The sequence below is a fragment of the Rhodopirellula sp. UH5 genome (assembly GCF_056839225.1).
Window position 1 is genome coordinate 52,247 of the sequence record NZ_CM166390.1, and the last position, 21,087, is coordinate 73,333.

The following is a 21,087-nucleotide window of genomic DNA, read 5'->3' on the forward strand; positions in this document are numbered from 1 at the left end:
TTGGCGCGGTCGCGAGTGGCATTGGACGCAGAGGCGGTGAGTCGCTGAGACGCAGAGGGTCTCTCGATTTGCTGAATTCGTTCGCAGAAATCAGAAGCAAATGCCTCTTGTGAAAAAGGTCGTTGTGCTCGAGCATCGCCATGCGTCTTGGCGATCGATGTCGCCGGCCTGGTCCGCATCTTCAGAGTAGAACAGTTGTCCCCAACTGTTTGCGTGTCGGTTTGAAGTCGTCGAGCCGTTTGGCGCGGTCGCGAGTGGAATTGGACGCAGAGATGGTGAGTCGCTGAAACGCAGAGGGTCTCTCGATTTGCTGAATTCGTTCGCAAGGACCGGAAGCAAATGCCTCTTGTTGAAAAGGTCGTTGTGCTCGCGCATCGCCATGCGTCTTGGCGATCGATGTCGCCGGCCTGGTCTGCATCTTCAGAGTAGAACAGTTGTCCCCAACTGTTTGCGTGCCGGTTTGAAGCTGTCGAGCCGTCTGGCGCGGTCGCGATTGAAATTGGACGCAGAGACGGGGAGGCGCGGAGCAGTTTGTTGGTTCGATCCCAGGTGAAAGCTGGGATCGCATCTCATGCTGTCAATTCACAGCGTTGGCAGGTTACAATGGTGCCCCATTCATAAGCCTTTTTGGCTTGCCCTGAGTCGACGCCTTTGACACGTTGCTGATGAAAGCCAGTCCATCCGAATCCGCCGCGAAAACGAGTCCTGATTCCGGCGTGGATCGATCGAGCGATGCCTCTGGCGAACAAGCCAGGCAGGATCGCGGGCTGGTGACGATCCTACGCGTCGCGGCGTTTTTGTGTTTTGCAGGTTGGACGTGGGGGCACTACTACTGGGAAGGACCCTACGGCGTGCTGCTCTGGCAGGATGCGACCTACCGCTTTGCCGAATGGTTGGGGGTCAGTTGGGATGAATTCGTGGGGACGGGAGCCGACGACGGTTGGCTGCAAATCTGGCTCTCCCGGATCACTTGGTTGTACCTTGGATGCGCCGTGCTCACGCTGACCGTTCGGCGGAGGTCCACGTTTCAAATGGCCGCCTTGATCGGCGGCAGCGGTCTGTTGGCCGTGCTGAGCTATGCGAAATACGTCGGTGCTCAGCGGCAATTCCCGATGTTTCTGGAACACGGCGGTCAGATGCTCACGCCGATTTTGTTGGTGTTGGCGTTGAAATTTGGTGCCCGTCACCGTGTCACTGTGGTCACCGCGATGGTCGCGTTGGTCGCAACGTTTGCTGGGCACGGCTGCTACGCGATTGGATGGTGGCCGACTCCGCCGTTCTTTTACGGCATGATTTCGGTTTCGTTAGGAGTTGAGTACGAAACCGCCAGGGTTTTGTTGCGAACCTTTGGTGCGCTGGATTTCGCCGTGTGTGCGGCGATTTTTGTGCCTCCGCTGCGGCGGTGGGCGGCAGGTTACGCCACCCTTTGGGGGTTTCTCACCTCGGCGGCCCGTCCCGTCGCTGGGATGTCGATGAGCCTAAACTATTGGGGAGCGGACCAATTTCTGCACGAAGCCGTGTTGCGGGCCCCTCATTTTCTGATTCCTCTGTACTTGGTCGTTCTGTGGCATCGGCGAGAATCGTCGGTGCCAGCCAAAGCGACGGAAGCTGCGAAGCAACCCGCCGCGTCGTCCGCTGAAAACGCGGCGCTCGCGATCGAACTCACCTCATGAAAAACAACTTGTTGCCCCTTTAGGAAACGTCATGAAGTCATTGAACCGTCTGGCACTCTGTTGCCTGGCACTGCTGGTCACCGCCGATTCCGTCTTTGCGCAAGCAGGAAATCGGGCTCGGCGACGAGCGGACTTGAGTATCCCCGACGTCGCGAAGAAAGACGTCATCTGTTTTGCGCTGTACACGGTTCATGACAAAACCTTGAAACTGACAGCGCAGCTGTACCCGCTCGATGCCAGCGATCCCAAGGTCGTTCGCTTAGAAATTGAAAAGGACGGTCAGTGGACCGAGGTCGCCAAGGCGAACGTGATCGAAGCCGGTTGGACAGCGCCCTTCCGCGTCGAAAACTGGGACGACACTCAAAACTTCAAGTACCGCGTCGCGCACGGTGCGGAAGCGTTCTACGAAGGCACGATTCGAAAGAACCCGGTCGACAAAGAAGAGATTGTCGTCGCGGGCTTCACCGGCAACTCGATCCAACCTGCTCACGGCGGTGACATATCGCGTCAGGACTTGATTGACAACGTCAACAAAGTCGACGCCGACGTGTTGTTCTTTTCCGGTGACCAGGTTTACGACCACAATCGCCACTACGCAGCTTGGTTGAAATTCGGCCGCGATTTTGGCGACATCATCAAAGATCGTCCCACCGTCTGTCTGCCGGATGACCACGATGTGGGCCAGCCCAATTTGTGGGGCGAAAGTGGAAAGATCTCGACTCTCAGCGGCGCTTCCGATGGTGGTTACTTGCAACCCGGCGTCTATGTGCAAGAAGTCGAGCGGGCGCAAACCAGCCACCTGCCCGATCCCGTCGACCCGCACAAAATTGGCCAGGGCATTGGCGTTTACTTCACCAACCTGAATTGGGGTAACATCGATTTCGCGATTCTCGAAGATCGCAAATTCAAAACCGGACCCGCTGGACGCGTGCCAAAGCAGGGGCCTCGTCCCGACCACATCCGCAACCCGGACTACGACCCAGCCAGCGTTGATGTGGAGGGAGCGATCTTGATGGGCGAGCGACAATTGGACTTCATCGAAAACTGGGCCGCCGATTGGACCGACGCGGACATGAAGGTCGCTTTGTCACAGACGATTTTCTGCGGCGGGGCACACATTCACGGCGCCGCCAACGGTCGTTTGCACGCGGACATGGATTCCAACGGTTGGCCTCAAACGGGCCGCAATCGGGCGCTTGCCGAACTTCGCAGGGCGTTCGCGTTTCACTACGCCGGCGACCAGCACTTGGCGACCATCTTTCACCACGGCATCGACGAGTACCGCGATTCGATTTGGTCGTTCTGTGTGCCTTCGATTGCCAACTTGTATCTGCGTTGGTGGGAACCGCTCGAGCCGGGCAAAAACCGCGAGCCTGGTGCCCCCGAATACACTGGCGATTCGCTGGATGGATTTGCCAACAAGGTCACCAACTACGCCGCGGCCAATCCCGCCAAGAAGCCCGCTGGCAATCTGCTGAACACGCGGGCGGCTGGTTTCGGCATCGTTCGTTTCAATACGAAAACCCGCGACATCACCATGGAATGCTGGCCACGAAACGTGGATGTGACCGATCCGTCGGCCAAGCAATATCCTGGTTGGCCGCTGACGATTTCGCAGTTTGACAACTACAACCCACCATCGTGGGGCAAGCTCGGCGAGATCACGTTTGACGTCGAAAATCCAGTGGTTCAGTTGGTGGATGCCAGCACAAACGAAGTGTTGTACACCGTCCGTGTGGCGGGGAATTCGTTCGAACCGGGGGCCCCGAAAGGCAAGGCGTTCCACGTCAAAGCTGGCAAGGATGCACCGGAAGCCATCGTCGTGAAAGACGCGAAGGTGGGCAGCGAGCCTGTGACGGTGAAGCTCGATTGAGCCTCTTCCCCAAGGCGTTCGTTTGCGAAGCAGAGTCGAACAGTTGTCCTCAGTTGTTTGCGTGCTGGCGTGGGATCGTCGAGCCGCCTGACGCGATCGCGGGAAACCTTGGACGAGAGAATGGTTCGGAGTTGGAAACTGGCCCGGCGGAACAATTGAGACAATTGTTCTACACTGATTCAGAGTAGAACAGTTGTCCTCAACTGTTTGCGTGCTGGGGTGGGATCGTCGAGCAGCGCGACGCGATCGCGGGGGAGGTTTGACGCAGAGGCGGTGAGTCGCGGAGGCGCGGAGGGGTTTCTTGTCTTGGGTTCCAAGCTCGACTTTGGCTGATTCAGAGTAGAACAGTTGTCCCCAACTGTTTGCGTGCCGGGGTGGGATCGTCGAGACGCCTGACGCGATCGCGGGAAACCTTGGACGCGAGAATGGTTCGGAGTTGGAAACTGGCCCGACGGAACAATTGAGACAATTGTTCTACACTGATTCAGAATAGAACAGTTGTCCTCAACTGTTTGCGTGCTGGGGTGGGATCGTCGAGCGGCGTGACGCGATCGAGGGGGAGGTTTGCCGCAGAGGCGGTGAGTCGCGGAGGCGCGGAGGGGTTTCTTGTCTTGGGTTCAGGCTCGACTTTGGCTGGGCCAGAGTAGAACAGTTGTCCCCAACTGTTTGCGTGCTGGGGTGGGATCGTCGAGCCGCCTGACGCGATCGCGGGAAACCTTGGACGAGAGAATGGTTCGGAGTTGGAAACTGGCCCGACGGAACAATTGAGACAATTGTTCTACACTGATTCAGAGTAGAACAGTTGTCCCCAACTGTTTGCGTGCTGGGGTGGGATCGTCGAGTCGCGTGACGCGATCGCGGGAAACCTTGGACGAGAGAATGGTTCGGAGTTGGAAACTGGCCCGACGGAACAATTGAGACAATTGTTCTACACTGATTCAGAGTAGAACAGTTGTCCCCAACTGTTTGCGTGCTGGGGTGGGATCGTCGAGACGCGTGACGCGATCGCGGGAAACCTTGGACGAGAGAATGGTTCGGAGTTGGAAACTGGCCCGACGGAACAATTGAGACAATTGTTCTACACTGATTCAGAGTAGAACAGTTGTCCCCAGCTGTTTGCGTGCCGGGGTGGGATCGTCGAGCCGCCTGACGCGATCGCGGGAAACCTTGGACGAGAAAATGGTTCGGAGTTGGAAACTGGCCCGACGGAACAATTGAGACAATTGTTCTACACTGATTCAGAGTAGAACAGTTGTCCTCAACTGTTTGCGTGCTGGGGTGGGATCGTCGAGCAGCGCGACGCGATCGCGGGGGACGTTTGACGCAGAGGCGGTGAGTCGCGGAGGCGCAGAGGGGTTTCTTGTCTTGGGTTCAGGCTCGACTTTGGCTGATTCAGAGTAGAACAGTTGTCCTCAACTGTTTGCGTGCTGGGGTGGGAAAGTCGAGCCGCGAGACGCGATCGCGGGAAACCCTGGACGAGAGAATGGTTCGGAGTTGGAAACTGGCCCGACGGAACAATTGAGACAATTGTTCTACACTGATTCAGAGTAGAACAGTTGTCCTCAACTGTTTGCGTGCTGGGGTGGGATCGTCGAGACGCCTGACGCGATCGCGGGAAACCTTGGACGAGAGAATGGCTCTGAGTTGGGGACTGGACCGACGGAACCATTGCGATGAGTGTTCGACTCTGGCCCAGGCCGGAATGGTGGGTCGCAAACAGCCCAAAAACACTCCCTCTCAAAGATCAAATTCACCCGCACATCCGGCTTCTTTTGCATGGGCGGACTTCATTGACCAAGGTGGACAATATCCCGGCACGAACGACCGTCATCTGCCGTTGTCAATCTTCTAACGCTATGCAATAGTGTCCACTTGCTTGGCCCGCGACAATTTTTTCGGCTTTTTTCGATCGAAAAACAACGCGGGCTTTGGCTCGAACCGACTTTGTTACAAATTTCACAAAGTGCCCATTCATGGCAATGACTCAAAGCGTGACCCGGATCAAGAAGGGGCTCGATCTGCCCATCACGGGATGCCCCGAACAGCACATGGAAGCCGGTCCGGCGATCCGTCAAGTGGCTTTGTTGGGCGATGATTACATCGGAATGAAGCCCACGATGTTGGTGGCCGCGGGCGACCGAGTTGTCTTGGGCCAGCCGGTATTTGAAGACAAGAAAACCCCGGGCGTGATCTACACCGCCCCCGCCTCGGGCACCGTGGCCGACGTCGTTCGCGGCGCGAAACGAAAGTTCGAAGCGATTGTCATCGACGTCGATTTGGATTCGACCGAATCGACCACGGTCGCAGGCATCGCAGGCTCGGATCCCGTCTCGATTGCTCGCGAAAAGCTGGTCGATGGCTTGGTCCAAATCGGGCTGTGGTCATCGCTTCGTACTCGCCCGTTCGGCAAGGTGCCGGCGATTGATTCGGCACCCCATTCGATTTTCGTTACCGCGATCGACACCAATCCCTTGGCAGCGGACCCCGCCGTGGTGTTGGCGGATCGCAAGGACCAGTTCGTGATCGGTTTGCAGGCGTTGACGCGTCTGACCGATGGTCCCGTGCATCTTTGCCAAGCCGAAAAGGCATCGATTCCTGGCGGCGACGTCGCGGGAGTCCAGTCATCGGCGTTCTCGGGACCTCACCCCGCTGGATTGGCCGGAACTCACATTCATTATTTGGATCCCGTCAGCCTCAACAAAACAGTTTGGTACATCGGTTACCAAGACGTGATCGCGATCGGTTCATTCCTGCAGACCGGTCAACTGGACACTCGCCGAGTGATCTCGTTGGCAGGCCCGAAGGTCAACCAGCCACGATTGATCGAAACCCGCTTGGGCGCTTGCATCGACGAATTGGTCGAGGGTGAAGTCGACACCTCCGTCAAACTACGAGTCATCTCGGGTTCGGTACTCAACGGGCACATTGCGGCGGCACCGCATCAGTTCCTGGGACGCTACGACAATCAAGTGTCGGTGATCGAAGAAGGGGACCACCGCGAATTCATGGGCTGGCAGAAACCAGGCTTTGACAAGTTCTCGGTCACCCGCGTGTTTGCCTCGGCATTGACCCCGGACCGCAAATTTGACTTCACGTCGTCGACCGGCGGCAGCGAACGAGCGATGGTTCCACTGGGCACCTACGAAAAGGTGATGCCGATGGACATCTTGGCAACACAATTGTTGCGAGCGTTGATCGTTCGTGACACCGATTCGGCTCAGCAGCTCGGCGTGCTGGAGCTGGAAGAAGAAGACTTGGCCCTGTGCACGTTCGTGTGCCCCGGTAAATACGAATATGGATCCTTGATCCGAGAAAACCTGACAACCATTGAGCGTGAAGGTTAAGGAATATGAAAGCATTACGTGACGCATTTGACAGCGTCCACCCGTTCTTTGCCAAAGGCGGACTGCTCGAGAAAGCGTACCCAATGTACGAAGCTCTCGACACGTTCTTGTTCACGCCAGGCGAGACGGCTCACGGACGCACGCACGTGCGCGACAACATTGACCTGAAACGCATGATGATCACGGTCGTCTTCGCGTTGATTCCGGTCACGTTGTTCGGCATGTGGAACACTGGGTATCAAGCCAACTCGGCCATCCAAAAGATGACCGATGCCAACGTGGCAGTCGATTACGACTGGCACCACACCGTTCACACCGCCATCGGGCTCGGACACGATCCAGCCAACCACGTCGACAACTTCATTTATGGGGCGATCTTCTTCATCCCCATTTACGCGGTTTGTATGTTCGTGGGGGGACATGTCGAATTGGTCTTCAGTGTCCTACGGGGGCACGAGATCAATGAAGGCTTCCTGGTCACTGGATTGCTGTTTCCGCTCACCCTGCCCGCTTCGATTCCGCTCTGGCAGGTCGCCGTGGGGATCGCATTCGGGGTGATTGTCGCCAAAGAAGTCTTTGGCGGCACGGGACGCAACTTCCTCAACGTGGCGCTGACTTCGCGAGCGTTCCTGTACTTCGCTTACGCTGGTCAAATCAGCGGTGACAAAGTCTGGACCGCAGTCGATGGCTTCTCCGGTGCAACCGCACTGGGACAAATGGCCAACGCCAGCGAAGACGCGGTTGGTTCGCTGAGTGCCGTTCAATACGTTTGGGGCACCGAGGAACCGATCACCTGGATGAGTGCTTTCATCGGCACGATTCAAGGGTGTGTCGGCGAGACCAGTGCTCTGCTGTGCTTGGTCGGTGCTTTGATTCTGATCGCTTCGGGCATCGGATCATGGAAAATCATGGCCGGCGTGATCGCTGGTGTGACCGCCACCGCCTTGTTGCTCAACTTTGCTGGCAGTGAAACGAACGCCATGTTCGCTGTGCCGTTTTACTGGCACCTCGTCATCGGCGGCCTCGCCTTTGGTTTGGTGTTCATGGCGACCGACCCGGTCAGTGCCTCGATGACCGAGACCGGCAAATGGGTTTACGGAATCCTGATTGGGTTCATGACCGTGCTGATTCGCGTCGTCAACCCTGCTTTCCCTGAAGGCATCATGCTGGCGATCTTGTTCGGCAACGTGTTCGCACCGTTGATCGATTGGGGCGTCGTCCAACTCAACATCCGCCGGAGGGCCGCACGCTATGTCACAGCCTGATTCCACTTTGAAAACGATCGTGACCGCGACGATTTTGTGCGTGGTCTGTTCGTTCGCCGTCAGTGCCGCTGCGGTGGCACTGCGTCCACTGCAAGAAGAGAACAAGGTCCTCGACCGCCAACGCAACATCTTGGATGCGGCCGGTTTGTCGTTGGGCGAATTTGGAAAGCCAGCCGCCGAGCTGGACAAAGAGCAAATTGAAAAGCTTTGGGCCTGGGTCAGCCCCGAATTGATCGACCTTGAAACGGGTGACGTTTACACCGATCTCGAAGGCGAAAAGGCCGAGAAATACGACCCTCGCGAAGCGGCGAAGAAAGATTCCGAGAGCATCGAAATCACGGACCCGCAGTTCGACATCGGCGTCCCTCGTCGTGAAAAAGTCGCTCGCGTTTACTACGTGAAGAAACCTGGCAGCGAGAAGATCGAAATGGTCGTCTTGCCGGTCTACGGCAAAGGCCTTTGGTCAACGCTGTACGGCTACATGGCCTTGAAGAACGATCTCGAAACGATCGCTGGTTTGACTTTCTACGAGCACGCGGAGACACCTGGTTTGGGTGGCGAAGTGGACAACACGAAATGGAAAGCTCAGTGGGTCGGCAACAAACTGTATGACACCGACGGCACGCCTGCCGCTCGTGTCGCGAAGGGACCTGCCCCCGATGGCGACGATTTCGCCGTCGATGGATTGTCCGGTGCCACGATCACTTGTCGCGGTGTGACCAACCTGGTGCGTTACTGGGCGGGTTCCAACGGATACGGTCCGTTCCTCGACAAACTGAAGCAACGACTTACCGGTGACGCATCCGCGGAAGCCGATCAACCTGAATCCTCCGTCGAAAGCGGTGTCGAGCAATACGACATCGACAACGTCGGTCCCAAAGAACCGGTGGGAGAGTAAACCATGGCTGCCCCCAAAGTCGGCAAGGTCCTGTTCGGACCCGTCATCGACAACAACCCAATCGCGTTGCAGATCCTGGGCATTTGTAGTGCTCTGGCTGTGACGACCAGCATCCAGGTCTCGATCGTCATGGCACTTGCCGTGATCGCCGTGACTGGGTGTTCGAACGCGGCGGTGTCGTCCATTCGTCACTACATTCCCGGCAGCATCCGGATCATCGTGCAGATGACCGTGATTGCATCGCTGGTGATTGTCGTTGACCAAGTTCTGAAGGCGTACATGTACGAAATCAGCAAACAACTTTCGGTCTTCGTGGGCCTGATCATCACCAACTGCATCGTCATGGGACGTGCCGAAGGCTTCGCCATGAAGAACGGCGTTTGGATCAGCTTCCTGGATGGGATCGGCAACGGCCTGGGCTACGGATTGGTCCTGATCGTCGTCGCGTTCTTCCGCGAATTGTTCGGCAGCGGTTCGCTGTTGGGCTTTGAACTCTTTCAACTGGACCGCAACGGCGGCTGGTACAACCCCAACAACTTGATGCTGTTGCCGCCCAGTGCGTTCTTCATCATTGGGTTCATGATTTGGGTGATCCGCTTGAACAAACCCGAACAAATCGAAGAGGCCTAAGTCATGGTCGAACAATACCTCAGCATCTTTTTGAAGGCTGTCTTCGTCGAGAACCTTGCACTCGCATTCTTTTTGGGAATGTGCACGTTCTTGGCGGTCAGCAAAAACGTCAAGACGGCAATCGGCTTGGGCATCGCGGTCATCGCGATTGAAACCATCACCGTTCCTGCCAACCAATTGATCTACAGTCTGTTGCTAAAGAAGGGAGCGTTGACTTGGGTCAACGATTACCTGATCAGCACGGACACCTACAACTTCGCGGAGGTCGACCTGACCTTCCTCGGGTTCATCAGCTACATCGGCGTGATCGCCGCCATGGTTCAGATCTTGGAAATGTTCCTGGATCGATTCATGCCCAGCCTTTACAACGCCCTGGGGATCTTCCTTCCCCTGATCACCGTGAACTGCGCCATCTTGGGTGCGTCGTTGTTCATGGAACAACGTGAGTACGCGTTTGGCGAATCCGTTGTCTTCGGCTTCGGCTGTGGCGTGGGTTGGGCGTTGGCGATCATGGCGCTGGCCGGAATTCGCGAAAAATTGAAGTACAGCGACGTTCCTCCGCCGCTTCGCGGTTTGGGAATCACGTTCATCACGGTTGGTTTGATGTCGTTGGCATTCATGTCCTTCAGCGGCATCCAGCTGTAACGAATTCGAACCGCCGCAACGACGTGCGTCAGTCAGATGGCTGGCAGCAGTGAGTTTGTCAGCCTCCGAGGCTGACGTGAGTTTTGACTGTCAGGCTGATTTGCCTCGCGTGCACCCCTCAACTTTTGATTTAAAATGCTTTCCCTTCCTCTGATGATTGCGGCCTCCGCCAGCACGGTCGTCATTCTCGGCGTCGTCATGTTCACCGTTGTGGTGATCGCATTGGTGCTGCTGATTTTGGCCGCCAAAAGCCAATTGGTTGCTTCCGGCCCGGTCAAAATCATGATCAACGGCCAAAAAGAAATTTCCGTCCCGGCCGGCGGAAAGCTGCTCGGTGCTCTCGCTGATGCGGGCATCTTCGTCAGCAGTGCCTGCGGCGGCGGTGGGACCTGTGCCCAGTGCAAAGTCAAAGTCACCGAAGGTGGTGGCGACTTGTTGGCGACCGAGACCGGTCACATCAACAAGAAAGAAGCCGCCGAGGGCGAACGATTGTCCTGCCAAGTCGCTGTGAAGACCGACATGGTTGTGGAAGTTCCACCGGAAGCGTTTGACACCCAGAAATGGGAATGCACGGTCAAGAGCAACGACAACGTTGCGACCTTCATCAAGGAATTTGTTCTGCAACTTCCCGAAGGTGCCGAGGTCGATTTCCGTGCGGGTGGTTACATCCAAATTGAGTGCCCACCTCACGAGATCCACTACAAAGATTTCGACATCGACGAAGAGTATCACCCTGACTGGGACCAGTACAACATTTGGCGTTATGTGTCGAAGGTCGATGAGCCTGTCATCCGCGCTTATTCGATGGCCAACTACCCCGGCGAGAAGGGCATCATCATGCTCAACATCCGGGTTGCGTCTCCGCCACCACGTGCTCCCGAGGGAACACCTCCTGGGAAAATGAGCAGTTACATCTTCTCGCTCAAGCCAGGTGACAAAGCCACGATCAGCGGTCCATACGGTGAATTCTTCATCAAGGACAGTGACGCCGAAATGGTTTACATCGGGGGTGGTGCTGGGATGGCACCGCTGCGAAGTCACATCTTCGAGCTGTTCAAACGCCAAAAGACGGACCGCAAGGTCAGCTATTGGTACGGCGGCCGAAGTCTTCGGGAACTGTTCTACATCGATCAGTTCCGTGAGATCGAAAAGGACTTCCCGAACTTCAAGTTCAACATCGCATTGTCTGAGCCTCAACCGGAAGACAATTGGGACGGGTACGTCGGCTTCATTCACCAAGTCTTGTTGGACAACTACCTCCGCAACCACCCGGCACCGGAAGACATCGAGTACTACATCTGTGGTCCACCGATGATGAACGCCGCCGTGTTCCGCATGCTGGATGATTTGGGTGTCGAACCGGAAAACATCGCTTACGATGACTTCGGTGGCTGATGAAGGGGCTAGCTTCTAGCTTCTAGTGGTCTGTCAGGACTTGTTTTTAGGGTGGTGGACGAGGCCACGAGTCCTAAACGGGCGTCAAATCCAAGGACTCGTGGCCTCGTCCACTACGATCAACCCTGACTTTTAGCTGTGACAGACCAATAGCTTCTAGGACTCAGGACTGCTGAGTCTTTGATCTGAAGGGTGGCGGTCTGTGGAATGACGGAGCCGTTCGCCCCGGTTGTGCGTGAAAACCGTGGCTAACGCCAACGGCTCACATACTTGATCAGACCTGCTTTGCTTTTCGCTCAGGACTCAGTGAAGTGACACAACGACAAGCTGCATGATTGAGGGATGCAACGCCACCGCTTGCGGATGAGGTGGGCTCGTTCGCTCTCAGCACTCGAACACATGCGAATCTTTCGATGAGAAAACCTGCCAGCGTCGTCGCTTTCCTCGGGCATTGGATCCTTGCGACGACGTGTTGGATTTCCGCGGTGGTTGCCGCGGATCCGTTGACGTTTCGTGGTGCAACGATGGGCACGACCTACATGGTCAAAGTCCACTCGCCGCCGGAAACGGCCGATTGGGATTCTGAGACCGCAACGGCGATTGAGCGCGAACTACGCTCCGTCAATGATCAAATGTCGACGTACTTGAAATCGTCGGAATTGAGTCAGTTCAATGCCTCCGAGTCAACGGACTGGTTCGACGTCAGTGCCGAAACCGCTGGTGTGGTTGCGGCGGCGTTGGAACTGTCGCAGAAAACGGACGGTGCATTTGATGTGACCGTGGGGCCGTTGGTTGATCGCTGGAGCTTTGGCGTTGGCGAACGCAAGAACGATGTCCCCAGCGAAGCGGAACTGCGTGAGTTGAAGCAGAGCATCGGTCACCAGCATCTGCAGTCACGTCTCGATCCACCTGCTCTGAAGAAGGGCATCGCGGAGTTGCGCGTCGATCTGTCTTCGATTGCCAAGGGCCACGGTGTGGACCGACTCGTTGAGTTGTTGGCTGGTCGCGGCGCGGACAACGTGTTCGTTGAAGTGGGGGGCGAGGTCCGAGTAGCAGGCGATAAGTCTGGCGATTCATGGAAGGTTGGGATCCAACGACCCGACACGGGTGGGCAAGACTTGTTGGTCGCTCACAAGATTCGCGATGCTGCGATGGCGACGTCGGGTGACTACCGAAATTTCTTCGAGGTCGATGACCAGCGTTATTCGCACACGATCGACCCACGCACCGGGCGTCCTGTCACGAACGGGTTGGCCTCGGTCAGCGTGATCACCGAGACGTGCATGCTCGCCGATGGCTGGGCGACGGCGCTGAACGTGGTTGGTTATGAAGACGCGATGCGATTGGCACGCGAGAATGGTCTCAGTGTGTTGCTCGTGCAGCGTTTCAATGACGGGTTGGTGTCCAGTGGGACGGGTGAGTTGGCTCCGTATGCCGACGTCGACGGTTCGGAATCCACGGCGGGCAACGAGGTCGCTGCGACGCAGGCCGATGAAGCCGAAGACCCGTCGTTCGCTCAGCGAATGGCGCCCGTGTTGTTGATGACCGGTCTCACGTTTGGGGCCGTGTTGCTCGCGATGGCCGTCGGGGTCATTTTCGGACGTCAAGCGATCAGTGGTTCTTGCGGCGGATTGAATGCCAAGGTCGACGAGGATGGCGTGTCTCGCTGCACGATGTGCAGCACGCCCTCAGAAGCCTGCCAAGAGCTCCGCGACAAGATGGCCGAGAAGTAGGGCGTTTGTGCCCGGTCATTTCGTTGGGAATGCCTGCGTCAGGGCGAGGAATGGCGAGCTTGCCAGGCCGAGTGGAACCCCGAGTGGTGCTGATGCTGGTTGTGTTTGGCGTTGGTGGATCGTACGGAAAGACACGGATACGCGGAGTGAGGGCTGGTGCGTGGCGACGGCAGCTCGAATTGCCCTCCCCCGGAACTCTCGCTGAACGCTCGTTTTCCGACCCCTCCCGTTTCACGGGCGGGGTTCTGCAAGCGTTGCAAGCGTTGCAAGCGTTGCACTTAAAAGCCGCACGACCTCGGAAGGTGGCGGAGCACGAGCACGAGCACGAGCACGAGCACGAGCACGAGCTAGGAGCTAGGAGCTAGGAGCTAGGAGCTAGGAGCCTTGCATGCGTTTGCGGAAGTCGAAGAGTTCGATCTTGGGGACGACGTTGTTGGCTTTCGTTCCGAGTGCGACGGCGGCGATGTAGCCCTGCCGTGGGATCACGTTGCGGATCTGCCAGTGTCGTCCTTGGGCAAGGGATTCGTCTTTGAGAATCAATCGCGGGGAATTCGAAGCGGCCTTCTCGAATGCGAATTGGTCCAAGGGCGTGTTCAGCCCCGTGCCAATGGCTTTGATGAACGCTTCTTTGAGTGTCCAGATCTTGAGGAACAAGGCTTGCTTCGCGTCGCCGTTTTTGACCCGGTCGAGCTGTTCGATCTCTTCGGGGGCGAAGTAACGTTGAGCCAGCCCCGGATCGGTTTTCCGGTCCAAGCCTTCGATGTCGACGCCCAGCCATTCGTCGGCCGCTTCCGCTCCGAGACCGCAGATCACCAACCCTTTCGTGTGGGCAATGTTGAACGGTCGACGCAAGAGTTCCGGGGTTTCGACGATGGGTTTGCCGTGGTCCAGGTTGCGGAACTGGATTTGATGCGGGGGCGTTTCTGTGTCCGCGATCAGGAAGCGGGCCATGCCGCGACCGATCACGTGCTGGTGCCGAGCCGAGGCGACTCGGAATTTGGCCGCGGATTGGTGCTCTTCTTGTGCCAGCCAACGCATGCAGAACGATTCGATTTTGCCGGGTGTGTCGGCGGCCGCCGAGGCATACCAAAGCTGGATCGGGGACTGCTGTTTGGCGGAATGATTCGGCGCAGCGGAGGGCTGGGGGGAATCGGCGGTGTGCGGTTCTAGGGGGGGCGTTTTCGTCATGGTTGCCATGATCGACAAAACTGGGCCGACTCGTCAATCACGCTGACGGGGATCCGGAGAATGATTGTTGGGCTGTGCCCTCAACGTTCGATGAGAACGACATGACATTCTGCTACCCAATCCCGGTTTGCGTGTTCGCTGAAAGCGCCCTGGAGTCCGTCGCGTTTGACCGCGGAACGCTGTGGTTGGTCGCCGGCTTTTTGATGTTGGGATGGGCCTTGGCTCGACTGACGATTTCGAGACGCAAAAAGGCGATCCGTCAACGCGGGGAATCTCGCGAGACGCAGCGGCGACTGGATTCGGTGAAGAAGACGGCGTTGCCACTGAGCGACGCGCCCCCCGAGACCCAGCGATGGCAAGTCGCGATGTTTGATCTGCAACGTGAATTGACAGGGGATTTGGACACGCGGATCGCCGTCGTGCAAAGCTTGATCCGGCACGCCGATCAACGCATCGCGACCCTGCAAGAGCTGGAACGTCGTCAGCAGGCCAGATGAGCCGCCGCGACATTCATGGCAGCCACCCGCTAGAATGGTAGGAAGAGCAAGTGCCAGTGCGGGCGCAGTTGCCCGTACCTGTCACTGCTTTCGGAGGCCAGCTTTGTTTCGCTTCAGTCTCGCAACATTGATCGCTTTGCCGATTGTCGTGGCCTCGTTTGAGTTGGCGGTGGTCCGTCCCGTGGTCGCGACGGTGCTTTACTTCTCGCTTGCTGCATTCGTGATTCTTTTCGGTTTGACGGCCAAGGCGTCGGGAACGCGGTTGGAGGTGGAATCCAGGCCCGGGCTGATTTACACCACCGGATGTTTGATCGCATGCGTCGTGGTTTTGCTGTCCGTGCAGACTCTGAGAAAGAGTTCGCGGCGATTCAGCGAATGGTCCCTGGAGCATCGGATGAATCGCACGGGCTACCGAAAGGTCTGGCAGGAGCCAACGTACGGTCGAAACGGGCAGGTGCTTTCGCGAGGGTACCGCTGGGAAAAGTAGCCCGCGTGAAAGCCAGGCGAAGCCGTGACGCATCCATCTAAAACAAAGTCGATGATCGAAGATCACGATGGAAGCAGGTCGGCAGGAATGACCACGCACACCATGTGAGCCGTTTGGGCGTTCGCCCCGGTTGTGCGTGAAAACCGTGGCTAACGCCAACGGCTCACATACCCGATGACACATGCGTACCTGCTTAGTGGAGGTCGTGCGTACTCCAGCCACCTGCCTGCTAGCGATTCTGATCGGCGTCGGTGTCGCGATGATCGGTTCGGTTGACTTGTTGGTGACTTGGGCCACGGCTACCTGAATCATTCGATCCAGGCGGGGAGTTTTCGCCTGGCATCGTTGGCCGCGTTTCATGCCGTGATCGCCGCGTCGCGGTGTTGTTGCACATTGTGTGTCAACCGACCGGGGCGGATCCATCGGGCAGGGGCGATGAAGGAATGCACGGATCATCGCGGGACGTCGATTTTATGACTGACGTTCTTCGAGGCGTCCTTCGCCCAGGACCTGAACCGTCGTGGACGAGGCGACGAGGCCTACCCAAGCAAGGGACTTGTTGCCTCGTCCACTACCAAATGCTGCCTTTGATCAATCGACATCCCCTGCCTGCTGAGACAGAATCGGGAGGCGGAGCCTCCAAGACAGGGCGTTCCCAGGCAGAGCCTGGGAACAAGGAAACAGGGAAGAAAACCGTCAATCATTCAACCGATTTTCCCAGATGATCAATGGACGTCGCCGGGGACCGTGATTTTCCATGACACACCAAAACGATCGATCACGATTCCATATCGGGTCGCGAAAAAAGTTTCTTTGAGTGGAAGCAGGACGTGTCCCCGCTCGCTCAAGCCGGCGAAGTGACGTTCTGCGTCTTCGATGCATTCGGCACGGACGGCGAAGGCGAATCCGGCGAAACCACTTTCGAAATTGGGATCGTCGCAGCCCACGTCGCTGGCCATCAACTCGGTGGATCCGATGCGGATCGTCGCGTGAAAGATTTTGTCCTCCAACCCAGGCTTCGCCATGGATGGGTCGGGACATTCACGGAAGCGCATCAGCATCAACACTTGCGCGTCGAGCACCGATTGGTAGTGCTGGAACGCTTCTTCGGTTCGACCGCCGAAGCTCAAGGTGGTCACGACGCTCATCGGGGCTACTCGTGGCCGCCTTCTTCGCCGGCGGGTGGCTCGACTTGGAGGCTGGCCAGGTACGCGACCAAATCACGCAGTTCGCGAGCCGTCATTTGCTCGGTCAGTCCAGCCGGCATCGAGGATTTTCCCTTTTTGCGAGCGACGATGTAGTCCTTTTCGATCTGTGTGCGCGAGCCATCGGCGGCGATCAAGTCGATCACGTCGTCGGTTTCAGCACCCACGATTCCCGTGAAGACTTGTCCGTCTTCATCGGCGATGATCGCGGTCTCGAAGCCTTCTGCGATTTTGGCGTCTGGCAAGGCGATCGCTTCCAGCAACGTGCGACGGTCACGGATTTTTCCGACGGAGGTCAGAGCCGGACCGACTTCGCCGCCCGTCCGGTCGACTTGGTGGCAACGCACGCACGAGAGTTCGGTTTTGCCAAAGAACAGCGCGGCGCCTTTGTCAGGGTCGCCGCCGTGCAGTGAGTCCATCCATTTGGCGAGTGGTTCGGTCTTGGCAAGTGCTTCGCGGTGAGCTGCGATCTTCGCATTCCAGTCGTCAGGCAGGCGTTTCGCGGCCGCTTCGACGACGTTCAGTTGGACGTCGGCAGGCAGGTCGTCCTCGAGGTAAGCGTTGACGCCTTTGGTGATGTGTTCGACCGCTTCGGGGGATTCAATTTCTGCCAGCAGGTCCCAAGCAAGTCCGCGGACGAGTTGGCTTTCCGTGGCCGTGGCGGCGATGAAGCGATCCACTGATGCTGGCCCGTCGTGTTTGCCCAACACGGACAACGCGGCGGTGACCAAGGCCGTGGGTTGCTCTGAGTCAATCGCTCGAGCGATCTGGACGGCCTGCACGGGTTCGAGTCGGGCCAGGGCAGTGAGCGCGGACGCTCGCGAGGCTGGCCGTGATTGGGCGTCTTTCGTGCGGGCAACCAGTTGTGGGGCGATCTTCTTGATCCCCAATTTGGACCCGACATCGATCGCTTTTTCGCGAACCGTTTGATCGGTGATCATCAGGACTTCGATGTGTTTGGCGAGGGCTTCGCGAGCGATGATCTCGGGGCGTCGTTCCAACGGACGGTATTCGTTGGTGACGCGGTCGCGTGGATCGGGTTTGGCCCAGTTGGCCAGCATGTCGATCGCTTCGATGCGAGCCCAAGTGGGTTTTTCACCCGACGCGGCGAAGGACGCCAGTGCGGCGGCGGAGTCTGCCGTGCCGATGCGATAGTTGGCGGCCAACACGCGGCGCACCAAGGCATCGGAACTGAGCGGCAAATCGGCGACGGAAATCAACTGGGCCAAGTCGTTGGTGGCTGCCGGGATGGGTTGATCGTGAATCGCCATGGCGGCTTCGGCCAGCACCAACGAATTGGCATCGGATAGGAACGCGGTGACTTTTTCGCTGCTTTGTCCACGCAGTGCAGCGATGGCGGCGCGGCGAACCGGAACGCTGTTGTGGGATGCCAATCCAGCCAGCATGTCTTCCGTGGCGACTCGTCGAAGGAACAGGGTGCAGGCGTGACGCAGCGCGGGATCGACGTTGTTGTTGTTCGCAAGAATTTGCAGCACGCTCGCGAAAGCTTGCTGGTTGGGAGCGGCGCCATTGGCTTGCGCGGTCAGCAGTTCGGACAGCGAGATGGCTGCGAAGTATTTCACGCGAGCGGACTCGTCGGCCAGCAGTTCGGTGACTTTGGCGATCGATTCGGCATCGTTTTGATCGCCGGCCAATCCACAGGCAGCGGCGCGGAGGATCGGATCGGAATCGGTGAGCCAGCCACGGTTGGCGGCCAGCACATCGGGACGTCGGGTGGCATCCAAGCGAACCGCGTGTTCGCATCCCCAGATTCCGTGCAGACGGAAGCGTGCGTCGAGGTCGGTGGCGGAGGCGATCTCCAGCAATGGTTTCAGTTCGCCGCGAAGGGCCAGTTCCCACTGGGCGTTCAATCGCACGCGGCGATCGATGTGTCGCAGTTGTTGGGTCAAGTCTTCGACCGAGGCATCGGACAGCTCACCGCTGAGCAGTTCTTGGACTTCCGTGACCACGTCGGAGTCTTGTTGGGCGGGGTCGCTGAGTTTGTACAAGCGACCCTTGCCGATTCCATCCCAGCCATCAACCCAGTCGCTGACCAACAGGTCGCCGGACGGGGTGAAGGCGAGGTCGGTGGCGAGGATGTTCCAGATTGGTTGGTCGTCTGCGCCCATCTTGTAAAAGGCACCGGCGGGATCGACGGAGAACGAGCGGATGCCGCTGTTGGAGGGACCGCCTCGAAAGTCGCAGATCAAGAATTGATTGTTGAGCTGATCGCCAAAACCAGTGCCGGGGTAAAACGCCAACCCCGAGGGGCCATCGGTGAAGTTGATGATCGGAGGAACCAGGTGAGCCGGTTGTTCGTTGTGGTGAGGTTCCCAAATCTTCAATCGGTTGAAGGGGCCGCGATCGGGAAGGTATTGGTAGTGCATCCGCCAGCCGGTGTCGCCACCTTCGAGCAAATGAACCAAACGGGCTTTGTCGCCACTGTCGGAGTTGTTGTCGACGGTGAACCAGTCGCCGACGTCGTTGAAGGCCAATTCCTGTGGGTTCCGCAAACCGTTGCAGTAGATTTCTAAGTTGCTGCCGTCCATCTCGCAGCGGAAGACGGCACCGACGGCGGGGTTGGAAAGCAGCTTTCCTTCCGGAGTGGTGACGTGATAACCGCGGTCGCCAATCGAAAAGTAAAGTCGTCCGTCGTAGCCACGAATCAGTCCGTGCATGTCGTGACCGCGGAAAGCCACGCGGACGCCATAACCATCGGACAGCACCTGGGAGTCTTCCGCGACGCCGTCGTCGTCGGCATCGGTCAACTTCCAGAGTTTCGGAATGCAGGTGTAGTAGATGTCGGAACCGTGGACCAAGATCCCGGCACCAGTGCCTTCTTCGAGTCCGTTGAATCCGTCAGCGACCACGGTGACTTCGTCGGCCACCCCATCGCCATCGGTGTCGACCACGCGGCGAATTCGATCGTCGTGTTGGGCGTAGGTGATCGCGGCTTCGCCGAGCAAGCGTTTGTGATAATCAATTCGGTCTTGAACGGTTTCAGCGGCGAGGTCGGCCAGCAACCATTCGTCGTCGTGGCCGCGGTTGTCGGTCACGCCACGATTTTGCCGAAAGCTCTCGCAAACGTACACGCGTCCTTGAGAATCAACGGTGAACGCGACAATGTTCGCGACGTCGGGTTCGGCCGCGAAAAGTTCGATCGTCCAGCCGTCAGGGATTTTGAACCCGGCCATGGCTTGGGCGGCTTCGTCAGAGGCCTCTGCGATCTGCGGCGGCAAGGGCTCCGGTTTGGTCGTGGAAACGGATTCGGCCGCCGGTTCGTCTGCGGAGGCTGACTGGACGATGACCGATTCAGGCAAGCCGACGGTGAACGACAATGTGCCAAGGGTGAGACTGACCCCAACCATCCAGCGAGCAAATCGAGCGACAGGTCTCGAATGACGCCATGAGCAAGGCTGCGAGTGGAAAAATGAGCGGCAGGTGGGATCGGTTGACGGCGTCATGGTGCAGATAAGAGACCTCATTGGGCGGCGGCGAGCGGTGTGTATAGAATAACTGCGGCTTGGAATGATGAACAAGGATTAACCGCCCTGCATTTGGCATTCCAACCGAATATTTGCATGCCATCCTTGTCTCAAACTCGGTGTCTCCGTTTCGATGAGTGAACCGAATCCATCGACGACCGTTTCGGATCCAGCGTTGCCCCCATCTGCATCTCAGCAGACGAGTCAGGGGAGTGAGGCAGCGGTTCGACGCGGGAACCCATTTGCATCGGGCTCGGACCGACCGGTGATCGCCTCGGTCACGCCGATGATCCAGGAAGAGGCGTGGGTGCCGGAGTCGGGCATGCTGCAAGCGAGCGTGCTGGCGGCGCTGATCGTCTTGGTGTTTTCGCTGGCGTGCTGGCGATTGTTTCCGGCCGGCGGGATCCTGGTCACGGGGCTGGGATGTGCCCTGTCGATCCTGGGGATGTTTTCATCCCGAGTCGTCGCCGCAGGGATGTGTTTGTTGGCCCATGCGGCGCTGTTTGTTGGTTGCTATTTGCAGGTGATATAGGGGGGAAGTGGGAGAGGGCCACAGGGCCACAGGGCCACAGGGCCACAGGGACTCAGGGACTCAGGGACTCAGGACTCAGGACTCAGGACTCAGGACTCAGGACTCAGGACTCAGGACTCAGGACTCAGGACTCAGGACTCAGGACTCAGGGGGATCGTGCGCGTACGATGGGGGGCCATGCCTGTCGGCAATGAACCACGGGGGCATTCGCGGCGGGCAGGGCAACTGTCGTCGCTC

16 protein-coding genes are annotated in these 21,087 nt (G+C 57.9%); 13 read left to right on the top strand and 3 right to left on the bottom strand.

Annotated elements, in window-relative coordinates; all coding sequences use genetic code 11:
• Window positions 1–665 precede the first annotated feature (665 nt).
• The 9 genes from UH5x_RS00205 to UH5x_RS00245 all read left to right on the top strand — a co-directional run bounded on the left by UH5x_RS00205 (window position 666) and on the right by UH5x_RS00245 (window position 13,456).
• Complete coding sequence (locus UH5x_RS00205; protein ID WP_482634297.1) at window positions 666–1,673, top strand: hypothetical protein; 1,008 nt, start codon at window positions 666–668, stop codon at window positions 1,671–1,673.
• A 31-nt stretch (window positions 1,674–1,704) separates the two neighbouring features.
• The gene (locus UH5x_RS00210) at window positions 1,705–3,546 is read left to right on the top strand and encodes a hypothetical protein (RefSeq protein ID WP_482634298.1); all 1,842 of its coding nucleotides are present in this window, start codon (window positions 1,705–1,707) and stop codon (window positions 3,544–3,546) included.
• A 1,973-nt stretch (window positions 3,547–5,519) separates the two neighbouring features.
• Window positions 5,520–6,890: a Na(+)-translocating NADH-quinone reductase subunit A gene (locus UH5x_RS00215; RefSeq protein ID WP_047814840.1), complete on the top strand. Its 1,371-nt coding sequence runs from the start codon at window positions 5,520–5,522 to the stop codon at window positions 6,888–6,890.
• Between the two features lie 5 nt (window positions 6,891–6,895).
• Window positions 6,896–8,155: an NADH:ubiquinone reductase (Na(+)-transporting) subunit B gene (locus UH5x_RS00220; protein ID WP_047814839.1), complete on the top strand. Its 1,260-nt coding sequence runs from the start codon at window positions 6,896–6,898 to the stop codon at window positions 8,153–8,155.
• On the top strand, window positions 8,142–9,053 hold the full coding sequence (locus tag UH5x_RS00225) for a Na(+)-translocating NADH-quinone reductase subunit C (RefSeq protein WP_047814838.1): 912 nt from the start codon (window positions 8,142–8,144) through the stop codon (window positions 9,051–9,053). Before UH5x_RS00220 ends, UH5x_RS00225 begins: the two co-directional genes overlap by 14 nt.
• 3 nt (window positions 9,054–9,056) lie before the next feature.
• Window positions 9,057–9,683, top strand: coding sequence for an NADH:ubiquinone reductase (Na(+)-transporting) subunit D (locus UH5x_RS00230; protein ID WP_007328967.1), 627 nt, complete (start codon window positions 9,057–9,059; stop codon window positions 9,681–9,683).
• A gap of 3 nt (window positions 9,684–9,686) precedes the next feature.
• The gene (gene nqrE / locus UH5x_RS00235) at window positions 9,687–10,328 is read left to right on the top strand and encodes an NADH:ubiquinone reductase (Na(+)-transporting) subunit E (protein WP_047814837.1); all 642 of its coding nucleotides are present in this window, start codon (window positions 9,687–9,689) and stop codon (window positions 10,326–10,328) included.
• Window positions 10,329–10,463: 135 nt separating this feature from the next.
• Window positions 10,464–11,723: an NADH:ubiquinone reductase (Na(+)-transporting) subunit F gene (gene nqrF, locus UH5x_RS00240; protein WP_047814836.1), complete on the top strand. Its 1,260-nt coding sequence runs from the start codon at window positions 10,464–10,466 to the stop codon at window positions 11,721–11,723.
• 413 nt (window positions 11,724–12,136) lie between these two features.
• Window positions 12,137–13,456: an FAD:protein FMN transferase gene (locus UH5x_RS00245; protein ID WP_482634299.1), complete on the top strand. Its 1,320-nt coding sequence runs from the start codon at window positions 12,137–12,139 to the stop codon at window positions 13,454–13,456.
• 375 nt (window positions 13,457–13,831) lie between these two features.
• Here UH5x_RS00245 and UH5x_RS00250 read toward each other — a convergent pair whose 3' ends face one another.
• On the bottom strand, window positions 13,832–14,644 hold the full coding sequence (locus UH5x_RS00250; protein WP_236696263.1) for a 4'-phosphopantetheinyl transferase family protein: 813 nt from the start codon (window positions 14,642–14,644) through the stop codon (window positions 13,832–13,834).
• A 101-nt stretch (window positions 14,645–14,745) separates the two neighbouring features.
• Here UH5x_RS00250 and UH5x_RS00255 point away from each other — a divergent pair, with 101 nt between their 5' ends.
• From UH5x_RS00255 to UH5x_RS00265, 3 genes are all read left to right on the top strand, one after another.
• Window positions 14,746–15,141, top strand: coding sequence for a hypothetical protein (locus UH5x_RS00255; RefSeq protein WP_047814858.1), 396 nt, complete (start codon window positions 14,746–14,748; stop codon window positions 15,139–15,141).
• Window positions 15,142–15,244: 103 nt separating this feature from the next.
• On the top strand, window positions 15,245–15,628 hold the full coding sequence (locus tag UH5x_RS00260) for a hypothetical protein (protein ID WP_482634300.1): 384 nt from the start codon (window positions 15,245–15,247) through the stop codon (window positions 15,626–15,628).
• A gap of 181 nt (window positions 15,629–15,809) precedes the next feature.
• Window positions 15,810–15,935 carry a hypothetical protein gene (locus UH5x_RS00265; RefSeq protein WP_482634301.1) on the top strand — a complete coding sequence of 42 codons (126 nt, stop codon included), beginning with the start codon at window positions 15,810–15,812 and terminating at the stop codon, window positions 15,933–15,935.
• Between the two features lie 418 nt (window positions 15,936–16,353).
• On the opposite strand, the gene UH5x_RS00270 is transcribed toward UH5x_RS00265, so the two are convergent.
• Both UH5x_RS00270 and UH5x_RS00275 read right to left on the bottom strand, forming a co-directional pair.
• Window positions 16,354–16,776, bottom strand: a complete 423-nt coding sequence (locus UH5x_RS00270) for a VOC family protein (RefSeq protein ID WP_482634302.1) — start codon at window positions 16,774–16,776, stop codon at window positions 16,354–16,356.
• A 5-nt stretch (window positions 16,777–16,781) separates the two neighbouring features.
• Window positions 16,782–20,318: a DUF7133 domain-containing protein gene (locus UH5x_RS00275; protein ID WP_482634303.1), complete on the bottom strand. Its 3,537-nt coding sequence runs from the start codon at window positions 20,316–20,318 to the stop codon at window positions 16,782–16,784.
• 133 nt (window positions 20,319–20,451) lie between these two features.
• Here UH5x_RS00275 and UH5x_RS00280 point away from each other — a divergent pair, with 133 nt between their 5' ends.
• Window positions 20,452–20,850: a hypothetical protein gene (locus tag UH5x_RS00280; protein WP_047814785.1), complete on the top strand. Its 399-nt coding sequence runs from the start codon at window positions 20,452–20,454 to the stop codon at window positions 20,848–20,850.
• Window positions 20,851–21,087: the final 237 nt, after the last annotated feature.